The following is a 25787-nucleotide window of genomic DNA, read 5'->3' on the forward strand; positions in this document are numbered from 1 at the left end:
AAACACTGGGATAACCACAACGGGTGGCCGGCTGCCGGCCGGACCGCCCGGAGGCAATGACTGATGAGTGAGCTGTTTTACGACGCCGCCCCCAATGCTACCCGCGTGGCTCCAGAGCGCCCCAGGCCACGAACGTATCCGGCCAAGCCGGCCGAGGTCACTTTGTTCGGCACCTGCGTGGTGGATTTGTTCTTTCCCGAGGCCGGGCTGGATGCTATCCGTCTGTTGGAACGGGAAGGCATTCGCGTGCACTTTCCGCAGGAGCAATCCTGCTGCGGTCAGCCGGCCTGGACCTCCGGCTACGTGAACGAGGCCCGGGAGGTGGCGCGGGCACAGCTCAATTTACTCGACAACGGCTTGCCGGTGGTGGTGCCGTCCGGATCCTGTGCCGGTATGTTCCGACAGCATTACCGGGAAGTCTTTGCAGAAGAACCAGATACCCTTGAGCGTGTGGAAGATCTGGCTGAACGAACGTTCGAGCTGACCGAGTTTCTGCTGCATGTATGCAAGGTGGACTGGCAGGATCTCGGCCAGCCCACACAGATTGCCCTGCATACCTCCTGTTCCGCCCGCAGGGAAATGAACACCCACCTGCACGCGCGGGAGTTGCTGGGCAAGCTGGCGAATGTCGAGCGCCTGGACCACGATCATGAAAGCGAATGCTGCGGCTTTGGTGGCACCTTCTCCGTGCGCATGCCGGAAGTGTCCGGGGCCATGGTGCTCGACAAAACCCGTTCGTTGCGGGAATCCGGTGCAGCGGAAATGGTAACCGCTGATGGCGGCTGCCTGCTCAACATCAACGGCTCCCTGGAAAAACAGAAACAGACGTTCCGGGGCCGGCATCTGGCCAGCTTTCTGTGGGAGCGGGTGAGTGGAGAGGTGAAATCATGAGCCAGCGAATACCGGTTAAAGAACTCACCGACAGCTTCCGTGGCCGCGCGGTGGGCGCCCTGGCCGACGACCAGCTGCGCACCAACTTCCGCGTCGCTATGGACTCGCTGATGAAAAAGCGGGCCGATGCCTTTCCGGACGAGGAAGAGCGTGAAGGACTGCGGGAACTCGGCAACCATATCAAGGCCCGGGCGCTGTCCCGGTTGCCGGATTTGCTTGAGCAGCTGGAATCGAAGCTGACCGATAACGGTGTCAAGGTTCACTGGGCGGAGACTACCGAGGAGGCCAACCGGATTGTCCACTCCATCATTGAGGCGAAGCAGGGCTCTCAGGTGGTGAAGGGTAAATCCATGGTCAGCGAAGAAATGGAAATGAACGACTACCTGGCTGAACGCCACATCGAGTGCCTGGAGTCGGACATGGGTGAGTACATCGTCCAGCTGGATGGCGAAAAGCCCTCCCACATCATCATGCCGGCGATTCACAAGAACCGCTTTCAGGTCTCCAGACTGTTCCACGACAAACTGGGCGTGGATGAGACCGAGGATGTGAACGAACTGATCCAGATTGGTCGCCGCACCCTGCGCCAGAAATTCCTTGAAGCGGATGTCGGGGTTTCCGGCGTCAACTTTGCCATTGCCGAAACCGGCACCTTGCTGCTGGTGGAGAACGAAGGCAATGGTCGCATGAGCACCACGGCGCCGCCAGTGCACATTGCCGTCACCGGCATCGAAAAAGTGGTGGAGAACCTGCGGGACGTGGTGCCCCTGTTGTCGCTGCTGACCCGTTCCGCGTTGGGTCAGCCGATCACTACTTACGTGAACATGATTTCCGGCCCGCGCAAGGCGGATGAACTGGATGGTCCGGAAGAAGTGCATCTGGTGCTGCTGGACAATGGCCGCAGTGGTGCTTTCGCCGATGCCCAGCTGCGCCAGACGTTGAACTGTATCCGCTGCGGTGCGTGCATGAACCACTGCCCGGTCTATACCCGTGTGGGTGGCCACACCTACGGTGAGGTTTATCCGGGGCCGATCGGCAAGATTATTACGCCGCACATGGTCGGGTTGCACAAGGTACCGGACCACCCCAGCGCGTCTTCATTGTGTGGCGCCTGTGGTGAGGTGTGTCCGGTGAAGATTCCGATCCCGGAAATGCTGCAGCGCCTGCGTCAGGAAAACGTGAAAAGCCCCGCCGAACAGCCGAAAGTGAAAGACGGCGGCGCCAAATATTCCCGCAAGGAGCGGGCAATCTGGCGCTTCTGGGCCAGGCTGAATACGTCGCCGGCGTTTTACCGTCTGTTCCTGTGGGGCGCGACCCGTTTTGGCAAACTGGCACCGAAAAACGTCGGCCCCTGGACCGAGAATCACTCGGCGCCGGTACCGGCCCGGCGGTCTTTGCACGATCTTGCCAAAGCCCATTTGAATCAGGGAGACCGGTGATGAGTGCCCGCAGCAATATTCTCAACAAGCTCCGTGCCGGTCTGGCCGGCACCACGCCCCGGCCGGATGATTTCGATGAGGGCCTGGTGACTCGCCCCTGGCAGTATGCGCCGGAGGACCGGATTACCCGCCTGCGTTCTCTGATGGAAGCGGTGCACACCGAAATCCACCAGCTGACGACCGAGGAGTGGCCCTCAAAGGTTCAGGAATTGCTGGAGAGCCGCGGTCTTGAGAATGTGCTCTATGCCCCGGGTACCGACCACGGCAAGCAACTGGCGGAGCACTGGCAGCGTGCGGAGCCCAGACCGGAGCTGTTGGTCTATGACCGCCCCATTGAGGAATGGAAGGAGGAGCTGTTCTGGCAGGTGGATGCCAGCGTGACGGGTACGGTGGGCGGGATTGCTGCCACCGGTTCACTGGTACTGTGGCCGGATCGCCAGGAGCCGCGGCTGATGAGTCTTTTGCCGCCGTTGCATATCGCGTTGCTCAAGGCCAGTGAGGTGGAAGACAACCTGTATGGGATGATGCAGAAGCACAACTGGTCCGCGGGTCTGCCCACGAACCTGTTGCTGGTCTCTGGTCCGTCCAAGACGGCGGACATCGAGCAGGTGCTTGCCTATGGGGCCCATGGCCCCAAGGAGCTGGTGGTCCTCATCCTTGAGGACGGCTGATCAGAGTTCCTTGATCGCGCTGGTGGTGGCTTGCAGGACCTCCTTGGCGTCGCCCTTCACCATCAGGCTGTTGTCGCGAATGAACAGACCGTTGGGAATGCCGGCGAAGCCGGCGGACAGGCTGCGCTTGACCACCACCACGGTTTTCGCCTTGTGCACATCCAGTATGGGCATGCCGAAGATGGGCGAGTTCGGATCTTCGGCGGCGGCCGGGTTTACCACGTCGTTGGCGCCGAGCACGATGGCCACGTCCGCCTGCGGCAGTTCCGGGTTGATGGCGTCCATGTCTTTCAGCTGGTCATAAGGAATTTCAGCTTCGGCCAGCAGCACGTTCATGTGTCCTGGCATCCGGCCTGCCACCGGATGAATCGCGTAACTGACTTTGGCACCACGGCCCTCAAGCTGGTTGGCGAGTTCTTTCACCGCATGCTGGGCCTGAGCCACCGCCAGGCCGTATCCGGGCACCATGACCACCTTGCGGGCACCATCCAGCAACAGGGCCAGATCGTCAGGGGTGGCGTATTTCACCTTGCCATCGTAGAACTCCCCTTCATCCTGCTGGCTCGCCGTACTGTCTGATCCGCCCAGTACACCGCCGAACAGAACGTTGGGCAGGGACCGGTTCATGGCCTTGCACATGATGGCGGTCAGAATCAGGCCGGAGGCACCCACCAGGGAACCGGTAATGATCAACCCCTGGTTGCCCAGCACGAACCCGGTGGCCGCACCCGCCAGGCCGGAATAGGCGTTAAGCAGGGCGACTACGACCGGCATGTCGGCACCACCGATAGGCTGGACCAGGCCAATACCAAGCAGCAGGCAGAGTCCAACCAATGCAGCCAGCGCAAGCGGGCTGGTGCTGCCGCTGGTGGCAAACAGAACGGCCCCGGCCACGGCGGCAATCAGAGTAACCAGCGTGACACTGTGCCACAGGCGATTGTTCCGGCTGTCGCCAATATTCCCCTTGAGTTTCAGAACGGCTACCACCGACCCGGTCAGGGTGACCGAGCCGATGACGATGGAGGCCAGAATCGCGGCGGTCCAGCCGGCACTGCCGGCACCGGTGGCATTTACCGCGTGCATCCAGGTGCTGGCGGCCACCGCAACGGAGGCGCCCCCGCCGATGCCGTTCAGGCTCGCCACCAGTTCCGGCATTTCCGTCGTTGCGGTTCGTTTTGCGAGCCAGACGCCGATCGCACCGCCCAGCAGCATGCCAGCGATGATGGCCGCGTAGCTGATGATTTCCTGGTGCAACAGGGCGGCGACGACCGCAATCAGCATCCCGATGGCGGCCAGCTGGTTACCACGTACGGCCGTTTTCGGGCGGGTCATGCCCTTGATGCCGAGAATGAAGCAGACGGCAGCTGCAAGGTAAGACAGATTGATCAATGCAAACATGGTTATCCCTTCCGCTTGAACATATTCAGCATGCGATCCGTCACCAGAAAACCGGCCACGATATTGATGCTGGCCAGGGTGACAGCGATAAAGCCCAGCACGCCGGCGACATTAGGCGACAGCTCTGTGCTACCCGCGCTGATGATGGCGCCGACGATTACGATGCCGGAGATGGCATTGGTGCCGCTCATCAACGGGGTATGAAGCGTGGGCGGAACCTTGTTGATCAGTTCTACCCCGATGAACAGCGCCAGAATGAAAATGGTGAAGCTGAGTGCAAACAGTTCCATCAGTCCGTGTCCTTCTGGGTTGAGGTTTCCGGGTTTTCTCGAGTCTCGGCGTTGTGGCGGACGCTGCCGTGCTGGACCACCAGTGTGGCCGCAACAATCTCGTCCTCCAGCTTGGGGACCACACGACCGTCTTCGGTCATGTTGAGCAAAAAGGCGGTAATGTTGCGGGTGAGCAGCTGGGAGGCATGCACCGGTACGCGGGAGGGGTGGTTGGCATGGCCGACCAGGGTAACGCCGTCCACATCCACTTTCTGGTTCAGAACGGTGCCTTCCACGTTACCGCCTTTGTCGGCCGCCAGATCCACGATCACCGAGCCGCTCTTCATTCGGTGAATCATTTCCTGGTCAATCAGTTTGGGAGCCGGTTTTCCGGGCACCGCCGCCGTGGTGATTACCAGGTCGGCGCGGGCGACGCAGTCTGCCAGTTGCTGTCTCTGGTCGGTGTAGAACGCTTCGCTCTGCGCTTTGGCATAACCGCTGTCTCCGGTGGTATCGGATTCAGGCACTTCGATTTCAATGAAATCGGCACCCAGGCTCTCCACCTGTTCTTTCACCTCAGGGCGAAGGTCGTAGGCCTCGACCACTGCGCCCAGGCGGCGGGCGGTGGCAATGGCCATCAGACCTGCAACACCGGCGCCAATGACCAGTACCCGGGCTGGGTGAATGGTGCCGGCGGCGGTCATCAGCATGGGGAAGTAACGGGGCAGGGCCATGGCGCCGCTGAGGACGGCGCGGTACCCGCTGATGCCCGCCATGGCACTCAACACGTCCATGGACTGGGCCCGGGTGGTTCTGGGCACCAGGTCCAGGGCAAATGCCTGCACGTTTTGCCCGGCCAGCTGTTCCAGCAGCGGCTGGTTGAACCAGGGATCGAGCAGGCAGATCAGGGTGGCGTCCTGCTGAATCAGTCGCGCTTCCTCTGAGGAGGGCGCCCGAACCTTGAGGATGACTGTGGCCTGACGATACAGAGCGTCGGCATCATCGGCGATGATGGCCCCGGCGTGGCGATAGTCATCATCGGTGAAATGGGCGGCACTGCCAGCGCCACTCTCGACCACCACCTCGTAGCCGGCCTCCAGCAGGGTGGAAACTCCGGATGGGATAATGGCCACACGGTTTTCACCGTCTTGTCGTTCTCTGGGAATCCCTATCATCATGCGTACAGGCTCCGTTCAGTTTGAGTTTGTTCTGCCCCGGTGTTCAGTCCCAGGGTGTTAAGGGTGTAGCGGCGGACATCGGCCAGCAGCTGGCGGTCGGTCTGAAGCGATTGGCCGTAGCTCGGAATCAGCGATTGCAGGGTTTGCAGCGGTTGGCCCTGAATCAGCTCCGGGAAACAACGTTCTATGACCTCCAGCATTGCGGAGACGCAGGTGGAGGCGCCCGGTGAAGCGCCCAGCAGGGCTGCCAGGGATCGGTCCTCAGTGCTCAAAACCTCGGTGCCGAATTCCAGACTGCCCCGGCCCGAAGCCGTTGGCTTGATAACCTGAACACGCTGCCCGGCCCGGACCAGTTGCCACTGAGCCGGGTCCGGATCCTCAATAAAGCGCGCCAGTTCGCCGAGACGGGCCGATTTGGGGCTGAGGGCTTCTTTGATCAGATATCGGGTCAGCGGCCAGTTGTGCACGCCAACGTCGATCAGCGGCCGCAGGTTGTGGCTGCGAACTGAGCGGATCAGGTCCGAGCGATCGCCGCTTTTGAGGAAGCGGGTGGTAAAGCCGGCGAAGGGGCCGAAGAGCAGCGCCGCCTTGCCATTGATAAATCGGGTGTCCAGGTGGGGCACTGACATGGGTGGGGCGCCAACCGGTGCCTGGCTATAGACCTTGGCGTTGTGTGACAGGGCCATGTCTTCGTTATCGCAGGCCAGCCACAGGCCGGATACCGGGAACCCCCCGTAGCCGCGAATTTCCGGAATACCGGTCTTCTGCAGCAATGACAGGGCCGCTCCGCCCGCGCCAATGAACAGAAAACGGCTGGTAATGCTGCGTTTCTCGCCGCTGCTCAGATGATGCAGGTGCACGCGCCAGCCGCCGGCTTCGCGCTTGATATCCGTTACCTGGCACTGGAGCTGGATATCACAGGCGTTGTGCTGGGCCAGGGAGCGCCCGAGCAGTCGGGTCAGTGCACCAAAATTGACGTCACTACCGTGGGCGACGCGGGTGGCCGCGACCGGCTCAAAGGCTTGCCGGGTACCGTGGATAAGCGGGAGCCAGCGAGCGAGGGTGTCTGGCTGATCGCTGAACTCCATCTCCTGAAACAGCGGTTGGCCCTCGAGGGCTCTGTGGCGGGTTTTCAGAAACTCACAGGCCTTGGCGCCCTGAACCCAGCTCAGATGCGGCACCGGTCGAATGAAGTTGGCCGGTGCGGGCAGGAGCCCCTTCTCAACCAGGCTGCTCCAGTACTGAAGTGAGAGCTCGAAGCGCTCGTTGATGGCGAGCGCCCGCTCTACGGAAACGCTGCCATCGGGGTTGGCGGGGGTGTAGTTGAGTTCGCAATAACCGGCGTGACCGGTGCCGGCGTTGTTCCAGGCGTCAGAGCTTTCGCCGGCCAGCTGTTGTCCCTGTTCGACCAGGGTGATTGACCGGGAGCTGTCCAGTTGCTGAATCAGAGAGGCCAGCGTGACGCTCATAACGCCGCCGCCAATCAGAAGAATATCGGTATCAAAGCCCGCCATGGGTATGCCCCTTTCAGTAGCAAACGAACAAAGGGGGCATACTTTAGTCTAAGGCGGTTGCCGCAAGAATCGTATTTACTGAGGTAAATGCATCGAAAAAATCGATCTATTTGGTGCCGAAGCCGCGACCGTTGAGGAAAGCTTTTATGTGCGGGCGCAGTTTTGAGGTAAACAGTGGCTTCAGCTGTTCGGACCAGGTGGTGTCCTTGTTGCTGCTGCTTCTGGCCTGGTAATACTGATTCATGGTCTGGTCGAAACGGGTCACCAGTGCGGTGTCATCGGCATCAGTGTAGGCGTCTTCTTTCAGAATCGCGGAAAGTGGCAGCCGGGGCTTAACTTCGGGGTTCTGATCGGGGTAGCTGAGACACATGCCAAATACCGGGTAGACATGTTCCGGCAGTTTCAGAATCTCGCTCACGTCCTGCGGGTTGTTACGAATACCTCCGATGTAACACAGTCCCAGACCCTCGGATTCCGCGGCAATGGCGACATTCTGTGCCATCAGGGCGGTGTCGATGGTGGCAACCAGCAGTTGCTCGGTCATACCTCGTATCACCTCGGCACCGGCCCGCTCTGCGGCTTCGGTCGCGCGTTTCATATCGGCACAGAAGACCAGGAAGTCGGAACTGTCTGCCACGTAGGGTTGGCCGCCGGCCAGTTCGGCGATCTTACGGCGGTTCTCCGGGTTGACCACATGGATGATGGAATAGGCCTGAACGTGATTGGAGGTGGCGGCACTCTGGCCGGCACGAATCAGCTCTTCGAACAGTTCCCGTGGGATTTGCTGGTCCTTGAACTTGCGGATAGAGCGGTGGGATTTCAGAAGTTCAATGGTCGGATTCATAGCCTCTAGCCTGTCTTTTAAGAGAGAAAAAAGACGATAGCTTGCTCATCAGCAACCGCACAAGCGGACAAAGGTGGGTAGTTGTCCGGATAGTATGACCAACCTCAACAAAAAAGGCGCGCCGTGAAAGCGCGCCTTTGAGGGTGAACGCAGAGCCCGTGACTTACGAAATCATGTCCACCGGCTTGGGCGTATTGGCGGTGCTTGGTGGCAGTACCGGATAGGTTACTTCCGGAACATTGCCGGTCAGGGTCTTGAGGAAGGCGACGATGGATTTCACTTCATCGTCGTTCAGCTCGGTGCCCAGCTGGGCCGTACCCATCACCGCAACGGCTTCTTCCAGGCTCCAGACGGCGCCAGAGTGGAAATAGGGCGCGGTCAGCTCTATGTTACGCAGCGGAGAGGCGCGGAACACATACTCGTCAGACGCAGTTTCGGTGACAGAGAAGCGGCCTTTATCACCCTCTGGCAGGATCTCGGCACCAGGCTTGGCAACCAGCCCGAATGGATGGTAGCTCTGACCGCCGAGGTTCACACCGCTGTGGCAGGCGGTACAGCCGCGGTCCATGAACAGCGCCAGACCTTCTTTCTCACTCTCGTTCAGCGCGGAGGTGTCGCCGCGCAGATATTTGTCGAAGGGTGCTTCCGGGGTGATCAGTGTTGCTTCATAGGCTTCAATGGCCACAGCCATATTGTCGAAGGTGACCGGATTTTCCTGGCCCGGGAAGGCGTCCTCAAAGCGCTCGATGTACTCCGGCATACTCTTCAGGGTAGCCACCACCCGGTCCGGCGTACTGCTCATCTCGACCCCCGCCTGTACCGGCCCTTTGGCCTGTTCGGCCAGGTCGGCGGCACGGCCATCCCAGAACTGGGCTGCGTTAAACACGGCGTTGAACACAGTCGGCGAGTTCCGTGGACCCTTCTGCCAGCCATGGCCGATAGAGGTAGGCAGCTCGTCATCACCGCCCAGTCCCACGTTGTGGCAGGTGTTGCAGCTGATCAGGTGGCTGGAGGACAGGCGCGGTTCAAAGAATAGCATCTTGCCCAGTTCAACCTTGGCCTGAGTGAGTTCATTGCCATCAATCACCGGTGGGTATTTGGGAATGGGCTCGAACATGCTGTTGGCCCGTTCCATCAGGTTGTCCGCCATGGCGGAACCGGCTACTACACCCAGACTGAGGGCGAATGCTGTGACCAGTGGACGCTTGATCATATCGCTTTCTCCTTATGAGAACGGCTTGGTATCCATCTGGTACCAACGTAACAAACCGGCCAGATTCGTCACTCGTTATTAGCGACGATCGTGGGATAAATTGATTATTATCAGGTTTTTGTTCGGTCTGCAGTTTTCGGACATCACACTGGCCCCGGCTTGACCAGCGGTGGTCACAGAGCCCAGGACAGGGAAAGCGTGCCAAAGCTGAAATTGTCCTTGTTACGATCTTCTTCGCCGGTGGTGGCGCGTAGAACAAATGCTGTCTGGAAACGATCCCACTGCCAGGTGCCTCCGATGCCCAGTTGCCCCAGAAACGGGCTTTCCTTGAAACGGTATTGACCGGCATTGTCCTCCAGGTAGGAATAGGCCACGTATTCCAGGCCAAGGCCCACGAATACGGACCAGCTGGAGTAGCCGCGGCTGAAGGATCCGGGCAGGGCGATGGTGGAGGAGGTACCGGCGTAGTCCGGCACAAAGTTCATCGGAAGCTGTTTGCCCAGGCGCCATATCAGTCCGGTTTTGGCGGTGGTCCGGAAACTCGAGAGCAGGGTGGAGCCGACCACCGAAAGCTGCTGTTGCAGTTCTCCGTTTTGCCCCAGCTGCATCAGTTTGCGCCCATGGGCGGCCTGCAATCCGCCGACAACATCCGTGCCCAGCTGATTGTCCCAACCGCGCGGACGTTCGCTCCCGGTGATTTTGTGTACCCATTTCTGGCTGGCTTCGGCGCCGCTTTCAGGGCCAACCACGCCAATGTGAGCGCCGTACCCCGTTATACTGTCGGCGTTCCAGCTCCAGAGGGTGCTGCTTAGCGAAAGGTGGCCGGCGTAAGGGATGTCGTTGAACTGCGGTTCATCGCTACTGATGTTTTCCGGTGTCACCATGAGTTGACGCAGGCTGACACTCATCGCATGGTTGTTGTTTGCGTCCGCTATGCCGGGTAGGAACGACAGGCCTTCTCTCGCTGTCCTTGCCAACTGAGCTGATCCTTCGTCGGAAGCTTCTGCAGTGGATGTGAGGTAGGACAGTCGCACGCCATTGGTATAGCCTCGGTCGCTGCCTGTAAATAGATCGTTGTCCCAGGCAAGGTTGAGCTGGCCAGAGTTGGCGGATGCTGGAACTAACGCGAGAAAGAGGCTAATGCGGGCCAGGAGAACTCGGGAGGACACAGGGATTGGGCTCCGTGATGGTAGGTTGCAAAGTATCTTAGCAGAACCCTGCTACGGTTTTATGGCGCAAACAGATCCATACCCGTGCTAATCAGGAGCCAATATGCACGTTAAAACCAATACCACCGGCTATGCCGATGCGCTGATCTGCGAAGCTGAGGGTCTGGGGTCTCTGCGGAACGGGTTGCAGCAGGCAGGAGTTGAAGCACTCCGGATTCCGGAGGTAGTGGAGGTGAACTCGGACCAGCTCACCCTCAGGCGGATTGATTCAGCACCGCCCGACGACAAGTGCCTCACTGTGTTGGGTGAGGGACTGGCTCGATTGCATTTGCTGGCTCGGGATCAATACGGCTGGAGCCGCGACAACTACATCGGTCTGGCGCCTCAACCCAACGTGCTGATGGATTCCTGGGGCCAGTTTTTCCTGGAACACCGGCTGAGGTATCAGGTCAGCCGGATCTCAGATGCCGGAGTAAGGGCCAGGTTCGAGCGCACCCTGGAAACCTGTGGTGCCCGACTGGCCAGCTGGCTGGATCAGCATTGCGAGCATCCGAGCCTGCTGCATGGCGACCTGTGGAACGGCAACGTGATGTTCGACCGCAATGGCCCCTGGCTGATTGACCCGGCGGTGTATCAGGGCGATCGGGAGGCGGACCTTGCCATGACCGAGATGTTTGGCGGTTTCGGCGCGGCGTTCTATCGTGCCTATGATCGTGTTTACCCGCGTACGGAGGTCTACGCCACCAAGCGTGAAATCTATAACCTGTACCACTACCTCAACCACTACAACCTGTTCGGTGGTGGGTATCTGGGTGGTTGCGAGCGGGGCCTGTCGGCCTTGGCGGCGCTACCAGCCTCGTAAGCAGAAGCTGGTAACGCCGGCATCACACTCAGCTCCTGCCGGGTTTGCGTTCCCACACGGTCACTTCAGACAGCGTGTGCTGGAACTTGTGCTCGGTCTCGCGGATCACGAAGGGCACCTTAAGGGGCTCGCCCACCATCCGGAAGTGCTCTCCAAGGCACTCTCGAATGCCGTCTAGCGTCCGGTGATTTTCGCCATCCTTCTTGAAACCGCCGAGCCATTCCTCTTTCGGAGTGTGTTCTTCAAGCCAGGTATACGGGGAGGCAATAATCAGCAGACCGCCTTCGTTGATGCGCTCGTGGATGCTCTCCAGGAAGCGACGTGGCCGGTACAGACGGTCGATCAGATTGGCAGCCAATACCAGGTCATAACCGGAATACTGGGGCTTCAGGTTGCAGGCATCGCCCTGATAGAACGCCACCTTGGCGGCGGTATCTTCGAGATCCAGTTCTTTCAGGGTGCGGGTGTGGTAGCTGACCAGTTCGCCTTCTTCGGTCAGTGAATACCGGATGGCGCCCTGCTCGGCCATCCCCACCCCCAGACGTATGAAGTTGGCGGAGAAATCGACACCTTCAACCTCGTCAAACTGGCGCGCCAGCTCAAAACTTGCCCGGCCACAGGCACAGCCCAGATCCAGCGCTTTCCCGGTCTTTTTACCGGCCATAGCGTCCAGGGCCAGTGCCGCCATGGTTTTCGGGAAATTGGCGACGTCAAACCAATTGTCGCCGTAATGGAACTCGGCGTATTCAGTGAGTAGCCGGTCGCTCTCGTAGTAGGCGTTGGGTTGAACAGCCTCGGCCTCGGAGGTGATGTAGCGGAAGCCTGCATGCTGGAAGAAATGCCGACGGAAGGCATAACGGGAGGCCAGCCTTGCTTCGTTGCCACAGGAGATCCAGGAGCCGCCTTTGATCAGATTGTGCTGGCCGTCGAAGGTCGGTGTGGTGAAGTCGTCGTACAGTGGATGCACCTTGAAGTTGTCGAACGGATAGGTGGGAGTTTCGGTCCACTGCCAGACGTTGCCAACCACATCGAACCACTGGCCGTGGCGAAAGCGCGTTACCGGACACGACGAGGCACCATGGTCCAGGTGAAGGTTGGCGTTGGCCGGTGATTCACCCACTTCCTGGACGCCGGCTTCGTCACAGAGGCGATACCACTCGTCTTCCGTGGGCAGGCGGATGGGTTTGCCGGTTTGCTCACGCTTCCATTCACAGAACGCCTTGGCCTCGTGATAATTGACCTCGACCGGCCAGTCCCAGGGCATCTCGACCTCTTCGGTCATCAGGCGTAACTGCCAGCCATTGTGCCAGCGCCAGAATGTGGGGTGTTTGGCTTCGGCAAAGGTTCGCCAGGCCAGACCCTCCTCGCTCCAGTATTCGTCTTGCTGATAACCGCCGGCCTCGACAAATTCCAGGAATTCCTGGTTGCTCACCAGGTACTGGCTGGCCTTGAACTCAGCGACGTCGGCCTGGTGCTCCCCGTACTCGTTGTCCCAGCCGTAAAAGGCATCGTCGTAGGGTTTTCCAATGTGTACCTTGCCAGCGGGAACGCTCAGCAATTCGTTTTCTGGCGCCTCGCCGGTTTCCCGGATGGGCGCCCATTCCGGTTGCGGTTGAACGCGTTCCAGTGCGTGCTGGCGGATGAGCACCGAAGAAGTCTCAAGGTGAATACGCTCATGTTCGATGCCCATCACGATGGGCCACCAGTTACTGTCCCAGTCAATCGGCAGCGAGAGCGGCATGGTTTCGATCAGGTCCAGCACGGTCTGGCGCACCTGTGCCCGATAGTCCAGCACTTCCTGAACAGCGGGCCAGTCGTAATGGTCGTCGTTCAGATCGTCCCAGCTCATTTCATCCACACCCACCGCGAAGATGGATTCCATGTTGGGGTTGATGCGTTCTTTCAGGATCTTGGCCAGTACCAGTTTGTTCACAAAGAAGGTGGCGGTGTGGCCAAGGTAGAAAATGAGCGGATGCCGGAGCGGGATAGATTTCTGGTAATAGCCGGAGTCATCAGCCAGGCAATCGAACAGGCGCGTGTAGGTGTCGAAGGTGTCTGTGAAATAGCGCGCAATTTCCTGGCGCTTGGTGTCCGGGGTTCCCTCGGCCAGATTGGGCGTGCGGGTTAAACCGATGGCATGTTGGCGTTCGAGAATTGCAGTCGGGTTGGAGAACTCCATGGCTGAACCGATCCTTCCAGTGAATGATGTCCTACAGGATTACGTTCAACCATAGGTAACCGGTTCAGCGACTGGCAAGTAAAGAACGGAAATAATCCGCGGGACTCAGGCGCGGTTCAGCTCATAAACCGCCATATTGACCGCGGAGGCCAGGTTCAGCGACTCGATATCGGCCGCACCGGGGATGGTGTAGGCGTGGGCACTCAGTTCAGTCAGGGCTTGCTTTGGCACGCCGCGGGCCTCATTGCCAAACAGGTAGCAGTCCTGGGCCTGGAATTCCGGCTTGGTGATAGAATCGCCGCCGATGTCCAGGCAGGCGATGCGGGCGTATCGCTGCCCCAGCGTGTCCAGGGCAACCTCGGTCTCCAGCGGTACATGGAATATGGCGCCCATGCTGGCGCGCACCACTTTTGGATTGAACGGATCCACGCTGCCGGGGCTAAGGAGGCACCGGAAGCCACCGAACCAGGCCAGCGTGCGCAGGATGGTGCCCAGATTGCCGGGATCCTGCACCTCGTGAAGGTAAAGCGCTTTTTCCCGGGAGGCGTTTTCTCCGCGGGCAGCCGGTGGCAGTGGCACCAACGCCAGGATGCCCTGAGGCGTTCTGGTATCGGAAAGCTGGGCCATCTGCCGGTCACTGATGACGTGCTTGGGCCAGAGGCTGGGCCAGTGCTCGTAGGCGCCGGTCACATACAGTTGGGCGTTGCGCCAGTGGGGCACCTGCTTCGCCGCTTTTTCCAGCTCCAGTACCAGATGCTCGCCTTCCACCAGAAACTGTCCGAACGACTGGCGGTATTTCTTTTGATGCAGCTTTTTGATGTCGTCCAGTTTCACGGCTTGCTTTCCATGGTGCCTGGCACGGCCGGGGCCGGGCGATGATGGTTTTAATGAGGCATGTGATCAGGCGCTATTGTACGGGGGCTTGGCTGGCTTGTCAGGAAGTGGCTGGTTTTTGCGGCGTCACTGACGCCGGCGTACAATGCCGGTTTTCCCGCAGTGAACAGAAGGCAGGCGATGGCACGCTCGAAAAGCAGTAACCGGTGGCTCGAAGAGCACGTAAACGACCCCTTTGTAAAACAGGCGCAACAGGATGGCTATCGTTCCCGTGCCAGTTACAAACTGCTGGAAATCAACAACAAGGATCGGCTGATTAAACCCACGGACCTGGTCGTCGATCTGGGTTCGGCCCCGGGCGGCTGGTCCCAGGTGGCGGCGAAACTGGTGGGCCACAAGGGCCGTGTGGTGGCGTCTGACATTTTGCCGATGGATCCCATTGCGGGCGTTGAGTTCATTCAGGGGGATTTCACCGAGCAGGAGGTCTTCGACCAGATCATGGCGGTGTTGGACGGTGCCCGGGCGGACGTGGTGATTTCTGATATGGCCCCCAACATCAGTGGGGTGAACGCCGCAGACCAGGCGGCCTCCATGTATCTGGTGGAACTGGCCCTGGATATGGCCTGCCAGGTGCTCAAACCCAAAGGCAGTTTTGTCGCCAAGGTGTTCCATGGCGAAGGCTATGATGAGTATGTGAAAACCGTGCGCGAGTCCTTCGACAAGGTGGTGATTCGCAAGCCGGATTCGTCGCGGGCTCGGTCCCGGGAGGTGTATCTGGTGGCCAAGGGTTTCAAGGGCTGAAGATCGCAAGCCGGTTCAGGCAGCGTCGGGGAGTCCCACAGCTTTGCTCGCTCGACGTAGCCAGAAGGTGTGCCTATAATGCGCGCCTTCCGCAGGAGAGTGGGTCGCCAGGCCCCGCCGAAGGCGCAAACTCCCATAAACGCTCAGGCACAAGTACTGCGGGCATTCGATAACGCCGTCTGGAGAGAGACTGTCGACACAGTTCACCGAAGGGGCAAGCAGAGCCGGGCTCTGTAAACTCTCAGGTATCAGGGACAGGGGGAGAGGCCACAGAAACGCAGGAGACCTGTGTGCTGACCTCTATCTATATGATTGCCATTACCGCGGAAGCCATGTCCGGGGCGCTGGCCGCCGGGCGCAGGAACATGGATCTGTTCGGCGTGGCCCTGATAGCCTTCCTGACCGCCCTCGGTGGCGGCACCGTTCGGGACATCCTGCTGGGTAATTTTCCCGTGACCTGGACCCAGCATCCTCGCTACATCTATATGACCATCACCGGTGGCCTGCTCACTATCGCCATTGCCCGCTTCATGCGCCACCTGCACCAGCTGTTTCTGGTACTGGACGCCATCGGACTGGTGGCCTTCACCGTGATTGGCTGCAATGTCGCCCTGAAACTGGGTTACGACACCATCGTGGTGGTGATGTCGGGCATTACCACTGGCATATTCGGCGGCATCCTCCGCGACATCCTCTGTAACCGCACGCCGCAGGTTCTGCGTCACGAACTCTATGCCAGTGTCTCTCTGGTGGTGGCTTTGCTTTATCTGGAGCTTCTGAACCAGGGCTTGAGCGAGAACATCACGTTACTGGCTGCCTTCAGTGTTGGCCTGCTCTTGCGCATGGCCGCCATCCGCTGGCAGTTGTCGCTGCCGGTGTTCAGCTATTCGCAGGCGCGCTGGGAATAGGTTTCTGTGTAAAAAACTGGGGTATCCCTAACTAAATAGATACGGACACGACCGCCGGGATGATTCGCCACGATATCGACTTTCTCATGGCATCTGGCCAGAATCCGAGCCAAACTGTCTTTAACTGGCGAGGCAGAGTCGGGCAAACGACAGCCTTGCCCGATTAATCAGTCCAACGAGGACCGAATGAGAATAGTCCTGTTTATTATCACGGCATTCTGGTTCTTTCCGGTTTCTTCCCAAACCCTTCAGATTATGGGATCGGACGAGGGCTTTCTGCCGTTTTATTATGGCAAAGGCCTCAACGAGGGAATTCTGGTGGATGTGATCAAAGACTTCTCGATGGAGACTGGTATCGAAGCCGAATTCCGCCCGATGGCCCGTAAACGCCAGGTCTGGGCCCTGCAACGAGGACTCGCCAACGCGGTTTTCGCCAGCCCCCTGTGGATGCCTCTGCCGGACCAAATGCACGCTGTAGGGCCGATGTTGACCTGGCGCGACCGGGTGTTCGCGCAGCCTGGCATGCCAACGGATTCCTTCGATGATGTCTCGGGGAGCATCTGTCTTCGCCGATGGTTTATATACAGTGACCAGCTCGAGCGGCGGATAGGGACTCATCTGGTGCGTCATGACGGATACAACACACAGCAGATACTGCTAATGTTTTTGCGCAAACGTTGCGATTACATCGTCATGAACGAAACGGAGTTCCGGTTTCTGACAATGATGGGGGGCATTGATCCGGAGCGTTACAGCACGGAACTGATAGACTCAGAATGGCCGGTCTATCTTGGGATACTCAAAACCGAGAAAGCTCTCATTGAGGCGGCGGAAGATTTTTTCGCTACCTACTCGATTGACGTAGAGGCCATCCTACCCAAGCTGCCGCGGCCGGATCGTTGAAGCGGTTGGCTGGAAACGTCCATCATCCCAACAAAAAAGGCCTGCGTTCTCACGCAAGCCTTTGATAATAATGGCCCGCCCGTCAGGATTCGAACCTGAGACCTTTGCCTCCGGAGGGCAACGCTCTATCCAGCTGAGCTACGGGCGGAGAAACTGTTCGCGCGGTGCGTCAATTTCGAGTGCGCAATCTTACGTGTGCCGGCGGCTTCTGTCCAGCCCCGACCATCAACCGTTTCGTTCAGATTCGAGGTAGCCGCTGGCCTGGCGTCAGGTTGACCAGGTTTTGCTCGTTGCTGATGGTCACTTCGCCATCCTGGATGCTTACCTGCAAGGTCATGGACCGTTCCGCCAGGGCGGCCAATGCCGCTGTTTCCTCTGCCGGAAGGTCGACAATAGTAAGGTTGCTAAATCTTTCCAGCTTGTTATGGTGCTTGTCCCACCACACCGGCACCGCACGCCCGCCGTAGGTATACAGAATCACCTGGTCTGCCTTGTTGCAGGCCTTGCGCAGGCGGTCTTCCTCGGGCAGGCCCAGTTCCACCCAGAGTTCGATGTCTCCGGTCAGGGATTTTTGCCAGAGTTCCGGCTCGTCGTCTGTGCTCAGGCCTTTGGTAAATTCCAGGTTATCGTTGGCGTTGAGGGTGAAGGCCAGTAGCCGGATCATCATCCGTTCGTCGGTTTCAGAGGGATGGCGGGCAACGGTCAGATGGTGGTCGGCGTAGTAGTGCCGGTCCATATCGGCGATATGGAGGGTGGCTTTGAAGATGGTGGCTTTCAGTGCCATTGAATGAATAGTCCTGTGGTCTTTGGGCGGATCAGGGCGTTAGTGTAGAGCATATTGAGCGTGGCGGGGCATAGCAGCATGGTGTTGTTGCGGGGTTTTCTGGTTCTGGTGGTGTTTTTTCTGTTGGGTGAGGCACTGCGGGTGCTGGTCGGCCTGCCCATCAGTGGTGGCGTGCTGGGGATGGTGATGGTCACGGCCACTCTGATGCTGCGGGGGCGGGTCAGTGATCAGTTGGCGGAAGCCAGTCGCGGGCTGATCTCGGTGCTGGTGCTGCTGATTTCACCGGGTGTTGTGGGGGTGTTCTTTATTGCCGATCGCTTTGCGGGCCACTGGTTTTCCGTGGCGGTGGCTTTGGTTGCGGGGACCTTGCTGAGTTCCGTGACCACGCTGTGGCTGATGAAGAAAACAGCGGGAGATCGCACCCGGGGGCACAGTCATGACTGAGTTCAACGGACGAATGCAGGAATTGCTGTTGGTCTGGACCACAGGCCCGATGCTCTCCATTGCCCTGACGCTGGCGGCGTTTATGGCGGCAAACTGGTTGTTCGCGAAGGTGGGACGCCCCCTGTGGATGCCGCCGGTATTGATGGCGGCGGTGATTCTGGCGGGGGCTGTGGCGGCCAGTGGTATTGGCTATGAAACCTATCAGCAGGGGGCGCGCTGGTTAACGGTATTGTTGGGCCCGGCGACGGTGGCCCTGGGTGTGCCTTTGTATCAGCAGATGCACCATATTCGTGCGCTCTGGCGGCCAATTCTGTGCACCTTGCCACTGGCGGCCAGTCTGGCAGCTGTCTATGCGGTGGGTATTGCCTGGCTTATGGACGCTCCGCTTTCTATACTGGCGTCGCTGGCGCCGAAGTCGGTTACCGCGCCCATTGCCATGGGTATTGCAGAACAGCTGGGTGGCTCGGTTGCGCTCACCCTCGGCGGTCTGCTGATTACAGGCGTGCTGGCCTCGGTATTTGTGGACTGGGGTGCCAAATGGATGAAGATCTCCGATGACCGAATGGTGGGTTTTGCCCTGGGGCTTAATGGCCATGCCATTGGCACTGCCCGGGCATTTGAGATCAGCCCCACGGCGGGCGCGTTTGCCTCCCTGGGCATGGGATTGACGGGTGTGTTCACGGCGCTGTTTTTGCCCTTTGTCTTTCCGTTCTGAGGCTGCTGCTTTTTGGGTCATTCACCATACGAATAGGTCCATGTTGCAATTTCGATTGCCGTAAGGGTTTTCCGAGACTAGCTTGTTTGCCAGGCAATCGGTGCCGTCCTGCACCGATGTTCCGTGAAAATTCCTAAAACAGCGACGGAAAACGCGATGAAAAAGATACTGGCAGCTTTTGTTGGCTCCATGGCCCTGGCGTCTGCGCCTCTGGCCCTGGCCGCCGATGCGACCAAAGAACTGAAAATGGCGTACGACGCCGACCCGGTAACCCTCGATATTCATGAGCAGTTGTCTGGCGGCATTCTGCAGTTGTCCCACATGACCTTTGATCCGCTGCTCCGTTGGACCAAAGATCTGGGTTTCGAGCCGCGCCTGGCAGAAAGCTGGGAGCGTGTGGACGACAAGACCATGCGCTTCAAGCTGCGCGAGGGTGTGAAGTTCCATTCCGGTAACGAACTGACCACGGCCGATGTGAAGTTCACCTTTGAGCGACTGAAGGAAAGCCAGGACTTCAAGGCGATTTTCAAACCCTTCAGCGCCATCAATGTGATCGATGATTACACTTTCGAGCTGGTCACCAGCGAGCCTTACCCTCTGCTGCTGAACACCGCCACCTACATTTTCCCGCTGGACAGTGAGTTCTATTCCGGCCAGACCGAAGATGGCAAAGACAAGGACGCCATCCTCAAGCACGGCAACTCCTTCGCTTCCGAGAACCTGTCCGGCACCGGTCCTTACACGGTAACCGAGCGTAAACAGGGCGTACGTGTCGAGTTCGAGCGTTTCGATGATTACTGGGATACTGAGTCTCCGGGCAACGTGGGCAAGATCGTGCTGACTCCCATCAAGGAAAACGCTACCCGGGTATCCGCCCTGCTGTCTGGCGGTGTCGACTTTATCGCCCCGGTTCCGCCCAATGATCTGGACCGCATCAAGCGCGACCGCAACAGCGAACTGGTGACCATGAGCGGCACCCGTATCATCCTGTTCCATATGAACCAGGAGCGGGTTGAAGCCTTCAAGAATCCGAAAGTTCGCCAGGCGATCGCCTACGCCATCAACCAGGAAGGCATTGCCGCCAAGATCATGAAAGGCTTTGCCACGCCGGCAGCACAGATGTCGCCAGCGGGTTACCAGGGCCATAACGAAAACCTGAAGCCTCGCTTCGATGTTGAGAAAGCCAAGCAGCTGATGAAAGAAGCCGGCTATGAGGACGGCTTTACCATCACCATGATGGCCCCCAACAACCGCTACGTGAACGACGACAAGATCGCGCAGGCAGCGGCGGCCATGCTGGCGCGCATCAACATCAAGGTGGATCTGAAAACCCTGCCGAAAGCCCAGTACTGGCCGGAGTATGACAACCGTGCCGCCGATATGATGCTGATTGGCTGGCACGCAGACACCGAGGATTCGGCCAACTTCTATGAATTTCTCACCTTCTGCCCGGATGCTGACAGCGGTGATGGCCAGTACAACGCCGGCAACTACTGCAACCCGGAGATCGATGCGCTGGTAGAGAAGGCCAACGTAGAGACCGATCTGGACAAGCGTGCCGCCATGCTGCAGGAAGTGGAGCAGCGTCTGTATGACGACGCAGCATTCGTTCCGCTGCACTGGCAGGATCTGGCCTGGGCCTCCCGCAAGGGCGTGAACATCGAGCCGGTGCTCAATGTCATGAACTTCCCCTATCTGGGCGATCTGGTTATCGAATAAAGGGAGTGTGCTCCCTCACACCCAACCTCTCTCCCCATGTGGGAGAGGGGCTTTCAAGTATTCATCAACGGTAAATCCTTCATGCTAGCGTTTTTGGTTCAGCGGATATCCCAGGCGCTGCTGGTTATGTTTGTGATCAGCATTATTGCCTTTGCCATTCAGGATGGCCTCGGGGACCCGCTTCAGGAAATGGTGGGCATGTCCGTCTCTGCCGAGGAGCGGGAAGCCATTCGTGAGGAGCTGGGGCTGAACGACCCCTTTCTGGTCCAGTACCTGCGGTTTGCGGGTAATGCCATACAGGGCGACCTGGGCAATTCCTATTTTTACAGCAAGCCTGCGCTGGAAGTGATTGCTGAACACCTGCCAGCCACCCTGGAGCTGGTCATCGGCGCCAGTCTGATCATCATTTTCCTATCGGTACCCATTGGCGTGTACGCAGCCATCCGACCCCAGGCCTGGCTGTCCAAATTCTTCATGGGCGTGAGTACGGTCGGTATTTCCATACCGGTGTTCCTCACGGCCATTGTTCTGATTCAGTTGTTCTCCATTGGTGTGACGGTCAACTGGTTTCCGGCCGATACCGGTTGGGGACAGTGGCTCAACGATTTCTTTACCACCGAAGGCGGGCTGCCGTCCTATGGCCGTGGTGATGACCTGGTGCACCTGTTCGGTACCTGGGAATCCGGCCTGTTTACCAGCGAAGGCCTGGCCCATCTGGTGCTGCCTTGCGTGTCGCTGGCATCCATTATGCTGCCGCTGTTTATCCGCCTGATCCGGGCGGAGATGATGGAGGTTCTGCAAAGCGATTACATCCGCTATGCCCGGGCCAAGGGTTTGAGTGCGGGCCGTATCAATTTCCTGCATGCCCTGAAGAACACCATGCTGCCGGTGATTACCGTGGGCGGCGTACAGATCGGCATCATGGTGGCCTACACCATCCTGACCGAGACGGTGTTTCAGTGGCCGGGCCTGGGCCTGATGTTCCTGGAGGCCACCACCCGCAGCGATATTCCCCTGATTGTGGCTTACCTGATGGTAGTGGGCCTGATCTTTGTGGTGACCAACACACTGGTGGACCTGATCTACGGACTGGTCAATCCCACCGTCAAACTGACAGGTAAGAAAGCATGACAACGGCAACGGTTTCCCGCTGGGACCGCTTCCGCGAGTCCTTTTTCTGGTACAGCTTCAAACGCGACAAGGTAGCGATTGCCAGTTTTCTGGTGCTGCTGGCCATGGTCCTCGCAGCGGTGTTTGCGCCTCTGCTGGCGCCGGCCGATCCCTACGATCTGGCCCAGATCAACATTATGAATTCCGAGTTGCCACCGGTGGGCCTGGACGGCGCTGATCCTGCGTTCCCGTTGGGCACGGATGCCCAGGGCCGGGATCTGCTCTCCACCATACTGTACGGTACCCGGGTGTCGCTGATGATTGGCTTTGGTGCCGTGGTGTTGCAGGCGGCGCTGGGTATCCTGTTTGGCCTGCTGGCCGGCTATCTGGGCGGTAAGGTCGATGCCATCCTGATGCGCATTGCCGACGTGCAGCTGTCGTTCTCTACCCTGATGGTGGCGATCATTGTCGGCGCGGTGTTCAAGGCCAGTTTCGGCAACCTGATGTTCGGTGAGATTGCCATCTACATGCTGATTTTCATCATCGGCGTGGCGGAATGGCCGCAGATTGCCCGTACCGTGCGGGCCTCGGTGCTGGCGGAGAAGAAAAAGGAGTATGTGGACGCGGCCAAGGTGATGGGGTTCGGTACGCCACGCATCATGTTCCGGCACATCCTGCCCAATACCCTGTCGCCCATTTTTGTGATTGCCACGGTACAGATTGCCAATGCCATTATCTCCGAAGCGGCGCTGTCGTTCCTCGGCCTTGGCATGCCGGAAACCCAGCCGTCACTGGGTTCGTTGATCAAATCCGGTTTTGACTACATCCAGAGCGGTTCCTGGTGGATCACCCTGATCCCGGGTCTGGTGCTGGTGGTGCTCGTGCTGGTCATCAACCTGTTGGGTGACTGGTTGCGGGATGTGATGAACCCACGGCTGTATAAGGGGTAACACCATGGCACTGTTGGAAGTGAAAAACCTGGATGTCCGTTTCGCGGTGCGCGGTGGCGATCTGACCGCCCTGCGTCGTATTAGTTTCAGCCTGGACAAGGGCGAGCGGCTGGGCCTGGTGGGTGAATCCGGTGCCGGCAAATCGGTGGCGGCCTTCTCTATCCTGAACCTGATTGCCAAGCCGGGTTATATCGCCGGTGGCCAGATTCTTTTTGAAGGCAAAGATCTGGCCGCCATGAGCGAGCGGGAGCTGCGCAAAATCCGTGGCAACCGCATCGCCATGATTTTCCAGGATCCGATGATGACCCTGAACCCGGTGCTCACCATCGGCACCCAGATGGTGGAGGCGATCCTGGCACACCGGAAGATCAGCAAGAAAGACGCGAGGGCCATTGCCCTGGATCGCCTGCAGAAAGTGCAGATTCCCTCGCCGGAAAAGCGGCTGGACCAGTATCCCCATGAATTGTCAGGGGGCATGCGCCAGCGGGTGATCATTGCCATCGCCCTGCTGTTGGACCCGGAAATCATTATTGCCGATGAACCCACGACCGCCCTGGATGTGACCATCCAGGCCGAGATCATGGACCTGCTGCTGAACCTGTGTGAGCAGGAAAACGTGGCGCTGATGCTGATCACCCACGATCTCGGGGTGGTCTCGCAGGTGACCCAGCGCATGCTGGTCATGTACTCCGGCCGGATCATCGAACAGGGCCCGACCCGGGAAATCATCAACGATGCCCAGCATCCCTACACCCAGGGGCTGATCAACGCGCTGCCCCAGATGGGTGAGCCGGGAGCGCGGCTGTTCCAGATACCGGGCTCCATGCCATCCCTGAAGAATGTGCCTTCGGGTTGTCCGTTCCATCCCCGCTGCAACTTCGCCACCGACCAGTGCAAGCGCGCCATGCCGGAATATGTGCGTTCCGGCAACGTTGACGTCGCCTGTTACGAAGTTGCCAACCTGATTGAGCAGGAGAAACGCATGCAGGAGGCCGAATCATGACCTCCCCTCTGGTAAGTATCCGCGGTCTGGAAAAACGTTTTGACCTCTCGGGCAGCTTCCTTGAACAGCTCCGGTTTGAAGGCGGGCGTTTGCGCCGCAAACAGGAAGCGGTGCACGCCATCAATGGTGTGAACCTGGAGGTGCAGAAGGGCGAGGCGTTGTGTGTGGTCGGTGAGTCCGGTTGTGGCAAATCCACCGTCGCCCGCACCGTGATGGGGTTGCTCTCGCCGAGCGCTGGAGAGATCCACTATGGCGGCCAGCGGATTGATAATCTGGAAGGTAAGGCTGCGCTGCCCTACCGCCGCAAGATGCAGATGATCTTCCAGAATCCCTATGCCTCCCTGAACCCGCGAATGACGATTCAGCAGACCCTGGAAGAGCCGATCCGGTTCCACCATCCGGACTGGTCACCGGTTCAGGTACGGGACAAGATTCACGAAGTCATGCATTCGGTGGGTATCGACCCGGACTGGGGCAGTCGCTTTGGCCACGAGTTTTCCGGTGGTCAGCGCCAACGGATTGCCATTGCCCGCGCCCTGGCGGTGGACCCTGAATTTATCGTTGCCGATGAGCCCATCTCGGCCCTGGATGTGTCTATCCAGGCCCAGGTGCTGAATCTGTTGATGGATGCCCAGGAAAGCCGCGGTCTGACCTACCTGTTCATTACCCACGATCTCGCGGTGGTAGAACACTTCGGTACCCGGGTAGCGGTGATGTACCTGGGCCGGGTGTGTGAGCTGGCAGACACCAAAACCCTGTTCGCCACGCCCCGGCATCCCTATACCCAGGCGTTGCTGTCGGCCATCCCGAAACTCGAGGATGACCGGCCCAATCACATTCGCCTGCAGGGCGAGGTGCCCACGCCGGTGAACCTGCCCTCGGGGTGCGTGTTCCACGGCCGCTGCCCCTACGCCAATGAGCGTTGCCGGCAGGAAGTTCCACAGCTGATCGCCACCGATGGTGGGGGGCAGGTGGCCTGTCACGCCGTTGAGGAAGGGCGTTTGTAACGGCCGGGCGCGCATAGGCTATCATGCCTGCAGCAACGTACCGGTTGTGATCACTGCCAAACCTCAGGGGTTCCCATGGAAATACGCTGGCTGGAAGACTTTCTGGCGCTTGCCCGCACGCGCCACTTCTCACGCGCTGCCGAACAGCAGCACGTGAGCCAGCCTACGTTCAGCCGGCGCATCAAGCTGCTGGAGGAATCCATGGGCACCACCCTGATCAATCGGCAGACTCTGCCATTGTCCCTGACCCCGGCCGGAGAAGTGTTTCAGGAACTGTGTGAACGCATCACCCGGGATGTCCGGGACACCCGGGACCGGATAGCCGCTCTGGATGCGGAAGCGTCTGCCCGCATCAGCGTTGGTTCTACCCAGGGGCTGTTTTCGCATTTCTATCAGGGTTGGGCGACGGAGATGGGCATTGCCGAGCGCCTTCAACTGAACCTGACCGCCACCAACTGGGTGGGGGAGCAGTTTCTGGATGCCCTGGAAAGCGGCGAATGTGACCTGGTGTTGTGTTACTGGCACCCGGATTTGCCCTGGGGGGATCGCCTGGCCAGTGACAAGTTTCACTGGCAGACCATTGGCAAAGAAGCGCTGGTGCCCGTCAGTATCGCCAATGAGCGAGGCGAGCCCCGTTATCGGTTGCCAGGCACCGATGAACAGCCTGTGCCCCTGATTGCCTACCACAGCCGTGGTTTTTTGCAGTCGGCGATCGAGGGTCACCTTCAGCGGGTCAAGCTGGCGGCGAATCTTTTACCGCTGAACGAGAATACCCAGTCCGCGAGCATCAAGGCCCTGGTGAAACAGGGCTTCGGCATGGGCTGGTTGCCCAAGCGGATGACGGAAAAAAGCGAACAGTTTGGGCGCCTGGTACGGGCTGGTGATGAGCGCTGGGACGTACCGCTGGAAATACGTTTGATCCGCCTGAGCGACGCCCGCTCAGACGACATACTGAATCTCTGGAAACAACTGGAAACCTGAT

At 59.0% G+C, this 25787-nt stretch carries 25 protein-coding genes, 1 tRNA gene and 2 riboswitches; of the genes, 15 read left to right on the top strand and 11 right to left on the bottom strand.

Features of this window, described 5'->3' with window-relative positions; all coding sequences use genetic code 11:
- Positions 1 to 63: 63 nt before the first annotated feature.
- Genes ACF8YQ_RS01580 through ACF8YQ_RS01590 form a run of 3 tightly spaced genes read left to right on the top strand, consistent with a single transcriptional unit; the run spans position 64 to position 3001 of the window.
- On the top strand, positions 64 to 891 hold the full coding sequence (locus ACF8YQ_RS01580; RefSeq protein ID WP_396622416.1) for a (Fe-S)-binding protein: 828 nt from the start codon (positions 64 to 66) through the stop codon (positions 889 to 891).
- A complete protein-coding gene (locus ACF8YQ_RS01585) occupies positions 888 to 2330 on the top strand; it encodes a LutB/LldF family L-lactate oxidation iron-sulfur protein (RefSeq protein ID WP_396622417.1) in 1443 nt (480 codons plus the stop codon). The genes ACF8YQ_RS01580 and ACF8YQ_RS01585 overlap by 4 nt, the downstream gene beginning before the upstream one ends.
- On the top strand, positions 2330 to 3001 hold the full coding sequence (locus ACF8YQ_RS01590) for a lactate utilization protein C (RefSeq protein WP_396622418.1): 672 nt from the start codon (positions 2330 to 2332) through the stop codon (positions 2999 to 3001). Before ACF8YQ_RS01585 ends, ACF8YQ_RS01590 begins: the two co-directional genes overlap by 1 nt.
- Here the strand turns inward: ACF8YQ_RS01590 and ACF8YQ_RS01595 are convergent, their stop codons facing one another.
- The 7 genes from ACF8YQ_RS01595 to ACF8YQ_RS01625 all read right to left on the bottom strand — a co-directional run bounded on the left by ACF8YQ_RS01595 (position 3002) and on the right by ACF8YQ_RS01625 (position 10586).
- On the bottom strand, positions 3002 to 4399 hold the full coding sequence (locus ACF8YQ_RS01595) for an NAD(P)(+) transhydrogenase (Re/Si-specific) subunit beta (RefSeq protein WP_183580014.1): 1398 nt from the start codon (positions 4397 to 4399) through the stop codon (positions 3002 to 3004).
- Between the two features lie 2 nt (positions 4400 to 4401).
- On the bottom strand, positions 4402 to 4689 hold the full coding sequence (locus tag ACF8YQ_RS01600) for an NAD(P) transhydrogenase subunit alpha (RefSeq protein WP_226597515.1): 288 nt from the start codon (positions 4687 to 4689) through the stop codon (positions 4402 to 4404).
- Positions 4689 to 5846 (bottom strand): Re/Si-specific NAD(P)(+) transhydrogenase subunit alpha, encoded by a 1158-nt coding sequence (locus ACF8YQ_RS01605; protein WP_396622419.1) that lies wholly within the window; start codon positions 5844 to 5846, stop codon positions 4689 to 4691. Before ACF8YQ_RS01605 ends, ACF8YQ_RS01600 begins: the two co-directional genes overlap by 1 nt.
- On the bottom strand, positions 5843 to 7360 hold the full coding sequence (mqo, locus tag ACF8YQ_RS01610; RefSeq protein WP_396622420.1) for a malate dehydrogenase (quinone): 1518 nt from the start codon (positions 7358 to 7360) through the stop codon (positions 5843 to 5845). The genes ACF8YQ_RS01605 and mqo overlap by 4 nt, the downstream gene beginning before the upstream one ends.
- Positions 7361 to 7466: 106 nt before the next feature.
- Complete coding sequence (gene nfsA, locus ACF8YQ_RS01615; RefSeq protein WP_396622421.1) at positions 7467 to 8204, bottom strand: oxygen-insensitive NADPH nitroreductase; 738 nt, start codon at positions 8202 to 8204, stop codon at positions 7467 to 7469.
- A gap of 163 nt (positions 8205 to 8367) precedes the next feature.
- A complete protein-coding gene (locus ACF8YQ_RS01620; protein ID WP_396622422.1) occupies positions 8368 to 9417 on the bottom strand; it encodes a cytochrome-c peroxidase in 1050 nt (349 codons plus the stop codon).
- 173 nt (positions 9418 to 9590) lie between these two features.
- Positions 9591 to 10586: a lipid A deacylase LpxR family protein gene (locus ACF8YQ_RS01625; RefSeq protein ID WP_396622423.1), complete on the bottom strand. Its 996-nt coding sequence runs from the start codon at positions 10584 to 10586 to the stop codon at positions 9591 to 9593.
- A gap of 103 nt (positions 10587 to 10689) precedes the next feature.
- On the opposite strand from ACF8YQ_RS01625, the gene ACF8YQ_RS01630 reads away from it, so the two are divergent.
- The gene (locus ACF8YQ_RS01630; protein WP_396622424.1) at positions 10690 to 11448 is read left to right on the top strand and encodes a fructosamine kinase family protein; all 759 of its coding nucleotides are present in this window, start codon (positions 10690 to 10692) and stop codon (positions 11446 to 11448) included.
- Between the two features lie 28 nt (positions 11449 to 11476).
- Here the strand turns inward: ACF8YQ_RS01630 and ovoA are convergent, their stop codons facing one another.
- Positions 11477 to 13627, bottom strand: coding sequence for a 5-histidylcysteine sulfoxide synthase (gene ovoA, locus ACF8YQ_RS01635; protein ID WP_396622425.1), 2151 nt, complete (start codon positions 13625 to 13627; stop codon positions 11477 to 11479).
- A 105-nt stretch (positions 13628 to 13732) separates the two neighbouring features.
- The gene (locus tag ACF8YQ_RS01640) at positions 13733 to 14461 is read right to left on the bottom strand and encodes a TrmH family RNA methyltransferase (protein WP_396622426.1); all 729 of its coding nucleotides are present in this window, start codon (positions 14459 to 14461) and stop codon (positions 13733 to 13735) included.
- Between the two features lie 180 nt (positions 14462 to 14641).
- On the opposite strand from ACF8YQ_RS01640, the gene rlmE reads away from it, so the two are divergent.
- The 3 genes from rlmE to ACF8YQ_RS01655 all read left to right on the top strand — a co-directional run bounded on the left by rlmE (position 14642) and on the right by ACF8YQ_RS01655 (position 17073).
- Complete coding sequence (rlmE, locus tag ACF8YQ_RS01645) at positions 14642 to 15262, top strand: 23S rRNA (uridine(2552)-2'-O)-methyltransferase RlmE (RefSeq protein WP_396622427.1); 621 nt, start codon at positions 14642 to 14644, stop codon at positions 15260 to 15262.
- 82 nt (positions 15263 to 15344) lie between these two features.
- Positions 15345 to 15431: riboswitch (glycine riboswitch) on the top strand.
- A riboswitch (glycine riboswitch) is annotated at positions 15432 to 15530 on the top strand.
- A gap of 40 nt (positions 15531 to 15570) precedes the next feature.
- On the top strand, positions 15571 to 16170 hold the full coding sequence (locus ACF8YQ_RS01650) for a trimeric intracellular cation channel family protein (RefSeq protein ID WP_264192292.1): 600 nt from the start codon (positions 15571 to 15573) through the stop codon (positions 16168 to 16170).
- A 186-nt stretch (positions 16171 to 16356) separates the two neighbouring features.
- On the top strand, positions 16357 to 17073 hold the full coding sequence (locus ACF8YQ_RS01655) for a substrate-binding periplasmic protein (protein WP_396622428.1): 717 nt from the start codon (positions 16357 to 16359) through the stop codon (positions 17071 to 17073).
- Positions 17074 to 17144: 71 nt separating this feature from the next.
- Here the strand turns inward: ACF8YQ_RS01655 and ACF8YQ_RS01660 are convergent.
- Both ACF8YQ_RS01660 and ACF8YQ_RS01665 read right to left on the bottom strand, forming a co-directional pair.
- Positions 17145 to 17221 (bottom strand) — tRNA-Arg (locus tag ACF8YQ_RS01660).
- Between the two features lie 90 nt (positions 17222 to 17311).
- Complete coding sequence (locus ACF8YQ_RS01665) at positions 17312 to 17857, bottom strand: YaeQ family protein (protein ID WP_396622429.1); 546 nt, start codon at positions 17855 to 17857, stop codon at positions 17312 to 17314.
- A 78-nt stretch (positions 17858 to 17935) separates the two neighbouring features.
- Here ACF8YQ_RS01665 and ACF8YQ_RS01670 point away from each other — a divergent pair, with 78 nt between their 5' ends.
- From ACF8YQ_RS01670 to ACF8YQ_RS01705, 8 genes are all read left to right on the top strand, one after another.
- Positions 17936 to 18301, top strand: a complete 366-nt coding sequence (locus ACF8YQ_RS01670) for a CidA/LrgA family protein (RefSeq protein WP_011783992.1) — start codon at positions 17936 to 17938, stop codon at positions 18299 to 18301.
- Entirely contained in the window at positions 18294 to 19016 is a 723-nt protein-coding gene (locus tag ACF8YQ_RS01675) for an LrgB family protein (protein ID WP_011783993.1), read from the top strand. Before ACF8YQ_RS01670 ends, ACF8YQ_RS01675 begins: the two co-directional genes overlap by 8 nt.
- Before the next feature lie 156 nt (positions 19017 to 19172).
- Positions 19173 to 20735, top strand: coding sequence for an ABC transporter substrate-binding protein (locus tag ACF8YQ_RS01680; RefSeq protein WP_011783994.1), 1563 nt, complete (start codon positions 19173 to 19175; stop codon positions 20733 to 20735).
- Positions 20736 to 20816: 81 nt separating this feature from the next.
- A complete protein-coding gene (locus tag ACF8YQ_RS01685) occupies positions 20817 to 21866 on the top strand; it encodes an ABC transporter permease (protein ID WP_396622430.1) in 1050 nt (349 codons plus the stop codon).
- Positions 21863 to 22795 carry an ABC transporter permease gene (locus tag ACF8YQ_RS01690; RefSeq protein ID WP_121208229.1) on the top strand — a complete coding sequence of 311 codons (933 nt, stop codon included), beginning with the start codon at positions 21863 to 21865 and terminating at the stop codon, positions 22793 to 22795. Before ACF8YQ_RS01685 ends, ACF8YQ_RS01690 begins: the two co-directional genes overlap by 4 nt.
- A gap of 4 nt (positions 22796 to 22799) precedes the next feature.
- A complete protein-coding gene (locus ACF8YQ_RS01695; RefSeq protein WP_396622431.1) occupies positions 22800 to 23798 on the top strand; it encodes an ABC transporter ATP-binding protein in 999 nt (332 codons plus the stop codon).
- Positions 23795 to 24805, top strand: a complete 1011-nt coding sequence (locus ACF8YQ_RS01700; protein ID WP_396622432.1) for an ABC transporter ATP-binding protein — start codon at positions 23795 to 23797, stop codon at positions 24803 to 24805. Before ACF8YQ_RS01695 ends, ACF8YQ_RS01700 begins: the two co-directional genes overlap by 4 nt.
- A 75-nt stretch (positions 24806 to 24880) precedes the next feature.
- Positions 24881 to 25786, top strand: coding sequence for a LysR family transcriptional regulator (locus ACF8YQ_RS01705; protein WP_396622433.1), 906 nt, complete (start codon positions 24881 to 24883; stop codon positions 25784 to 25786).
- Position 25787 lies beyond the last annotated feature (1 nt).

The organism is Marinobacter sp. W-8, from assembly GCF_044342215.1.
In the GTDB taxonomy this organism is placed as follows: Bacteria; Pseudomonadota; Gammaproteobacteria; order Pseudomonadales; family Oleiphilaceae; genus Marinobacter; species Marinobacter nauticus.

What these genes read in the sequence shown, in the direction of transcription:
- ACF8YQ_RS01605 (WP_396622419.1), bottom strand. Translation starts at nt 5,846, where the DNA reads ATGATGATAGGGATTCCCAGAGAACGACAAGACGGTGAAAACCGTGTG.
- ACF8YQ_RS01655 (WP_396622428.1), top strand. Translation starts at nt 16,357, where the DNA reads ATGAGAATAGTCCTGTTTATTATCACGGCATTCTGGTTCTTTCCGGTT.
- ACF8YQ_RS01700 (WP_396622432.1), top strand. Translation starts at nt 23,795, where the DNA reads ATGACCTCCCCTCTGGTAAGTATCCGCGGTCTGGAAAAACGTTTTGAC.
- ACF8YQ_RS01600 (WP_226597515.1), bottom strand. Translation starts at nt 4,689, where the DNA reads ATGGAACTGTTTGCACTCAGCTTCACCATTTTCATTCTGGCGCTGTTC.
- ACF8YQ_RS01670 (WP_011783992.1), top strand. Translation starts at nt 17,936, where the DNA reads ATGGTGTTGTTGCGGGGTTTTCTGGTTCTGGTGGTGTTTTTTCTGTTG.
- ACF8YQ_RS01580 (WP_396622416.1), top strand. Translation starts at nt 64, where the DNA reads ATGAGTGAGCTGTTTTACGACGCCGCCCCCAATGCTACCCGCGTGGCT.
- ACF8YQ_RS01705 (WP_396622433.1), top strand. Translation starts at nt 24,881, where the DNA reads ATGGAAATACGCTGGCTGGAAGACTTTCTGGCGCTTGCCCGCACGCGC.
- ACF8YQ_RS01690 (WP_121208229.1), top strand. Translation starts at nt 21,863, where the DNA reads ATGACAACGGCAACGGTTTCCCGCTGGGACCGCTTCCGCGAGTCCTTT.
- ACF8YQ_RS01675 (WP_011783993.1), top strand. Translation starts at nt 18,294, where the DNA reads ATGACTGAGTTCAACGGACGAATGCAGGAATTGCTGTTGGTCTGGACC.
- ACF8YQ_RS01665 (WP_396622429.1), bottom strand. Translation starts at nt 17,857, where the DNA reads ATGGCACTGAAAGCCACCATCTTCAAAGCCACCCTCCATATCGCCGAT.
- ACF8YQ_RS01590 (WP_396622418.1), top strand. Translation starts at nt 2,330, where the DNA reads ATGAGTGCCCGCAGCAATATTCTCAACAAGCTCCGTGCCGGTCTGGCC.
- ACF8YQ_RS01585 (WP_396622417.1), top strand. Translation starts at nt 888, where the DNA reads ATGAGCCAGCGAATACCGGTTAAAGAACTCACCGACAGCTTCCGTGGC.
- ACF8YQ_RS01595 (WP_183580014.1), bottom strand. Translation starts at nt 4,399, where the DNA reads ATGTTTGCATTGATCAATCTGTCTTACCTTGCAGCTGCCGTCTGCTTC.
- ACF8YQ_RS01650 (WP_264192292.1), top strand. Translation starts at nt 15,571, where the DNA reads ATGATTGCCATTACCGCGGAAGCCATGTCCGGGGCGCTGGCCGCCGGG.
- mqo (WP_396622420.1), bottom strand. Translation starts at nt 7,360, where the DNA reads ATGGCGGGCTTTGATACCGATATTCTTCTGATTGGCGGCGGCGTTATG.
- ACF8YQ_RS01695 (WP_396622431.1), top strand. Translation starts at nt 22,800, where the DNA reads ATGGCACTGTTGGAAGTGAAAAACCTGGATGTCCGTTTCGCGGTGCGC.
- ovoA (WP_396622425.1), bottom strand. Translation starts at nt 13,627, where the DNA reads ATGGAGTTCTCCAACCCGACTGCAATTCTCGAACGCCAACATGCCATC.
- ACF8YQ_RS01630 (WP_396622424.1), top strand. Translation starts at nt 10,690, where the DNA reads ATGCACGTTAAAACCAATACCACCGGCTATGCCGATGCGCTGATCTGC.
- nfsA (WP_396622421.1), bottom strand. Translation starts at nt 8,204, where the DNA reads ATGAATCCGACCATTGAACTTCTGAAATCCCACCGCTCTATCCGCAAG.
- ACF8YQ_RS01620 (WP_396622422.1), bottom strand. Translation starts at nt 9,417, where the DNA reads ATGATCAAGCGTCCACTGGTCACAGCATTCGCCCTCAGTCTGGGTGTA.
- ACF8YQ_RS01680 (WP_011783994.1), top strand. Translation starts at nt 19,173, where the DNA reads ATGAAAAAGATACTGGCAGCTTTTGTTGGCTCCATGGCCCTGGCGTCT.
- ACF8YQ_RS01685 (WP_396622430.1), top strand. Translation starts at nt 20,817, where the DNA reads ATGCTAGCGTTTTTGGTTCAGCGGATATCCCAGGCGCTGCTGGTTATG.
- rlmE (WP_396622427.1), top strand. Translation starts at nt 14,642, where the DNA reads ATGGCACGCTCGAAAAGCAGTAACCGGTGGCTCGAAGAGCACGTAAAC.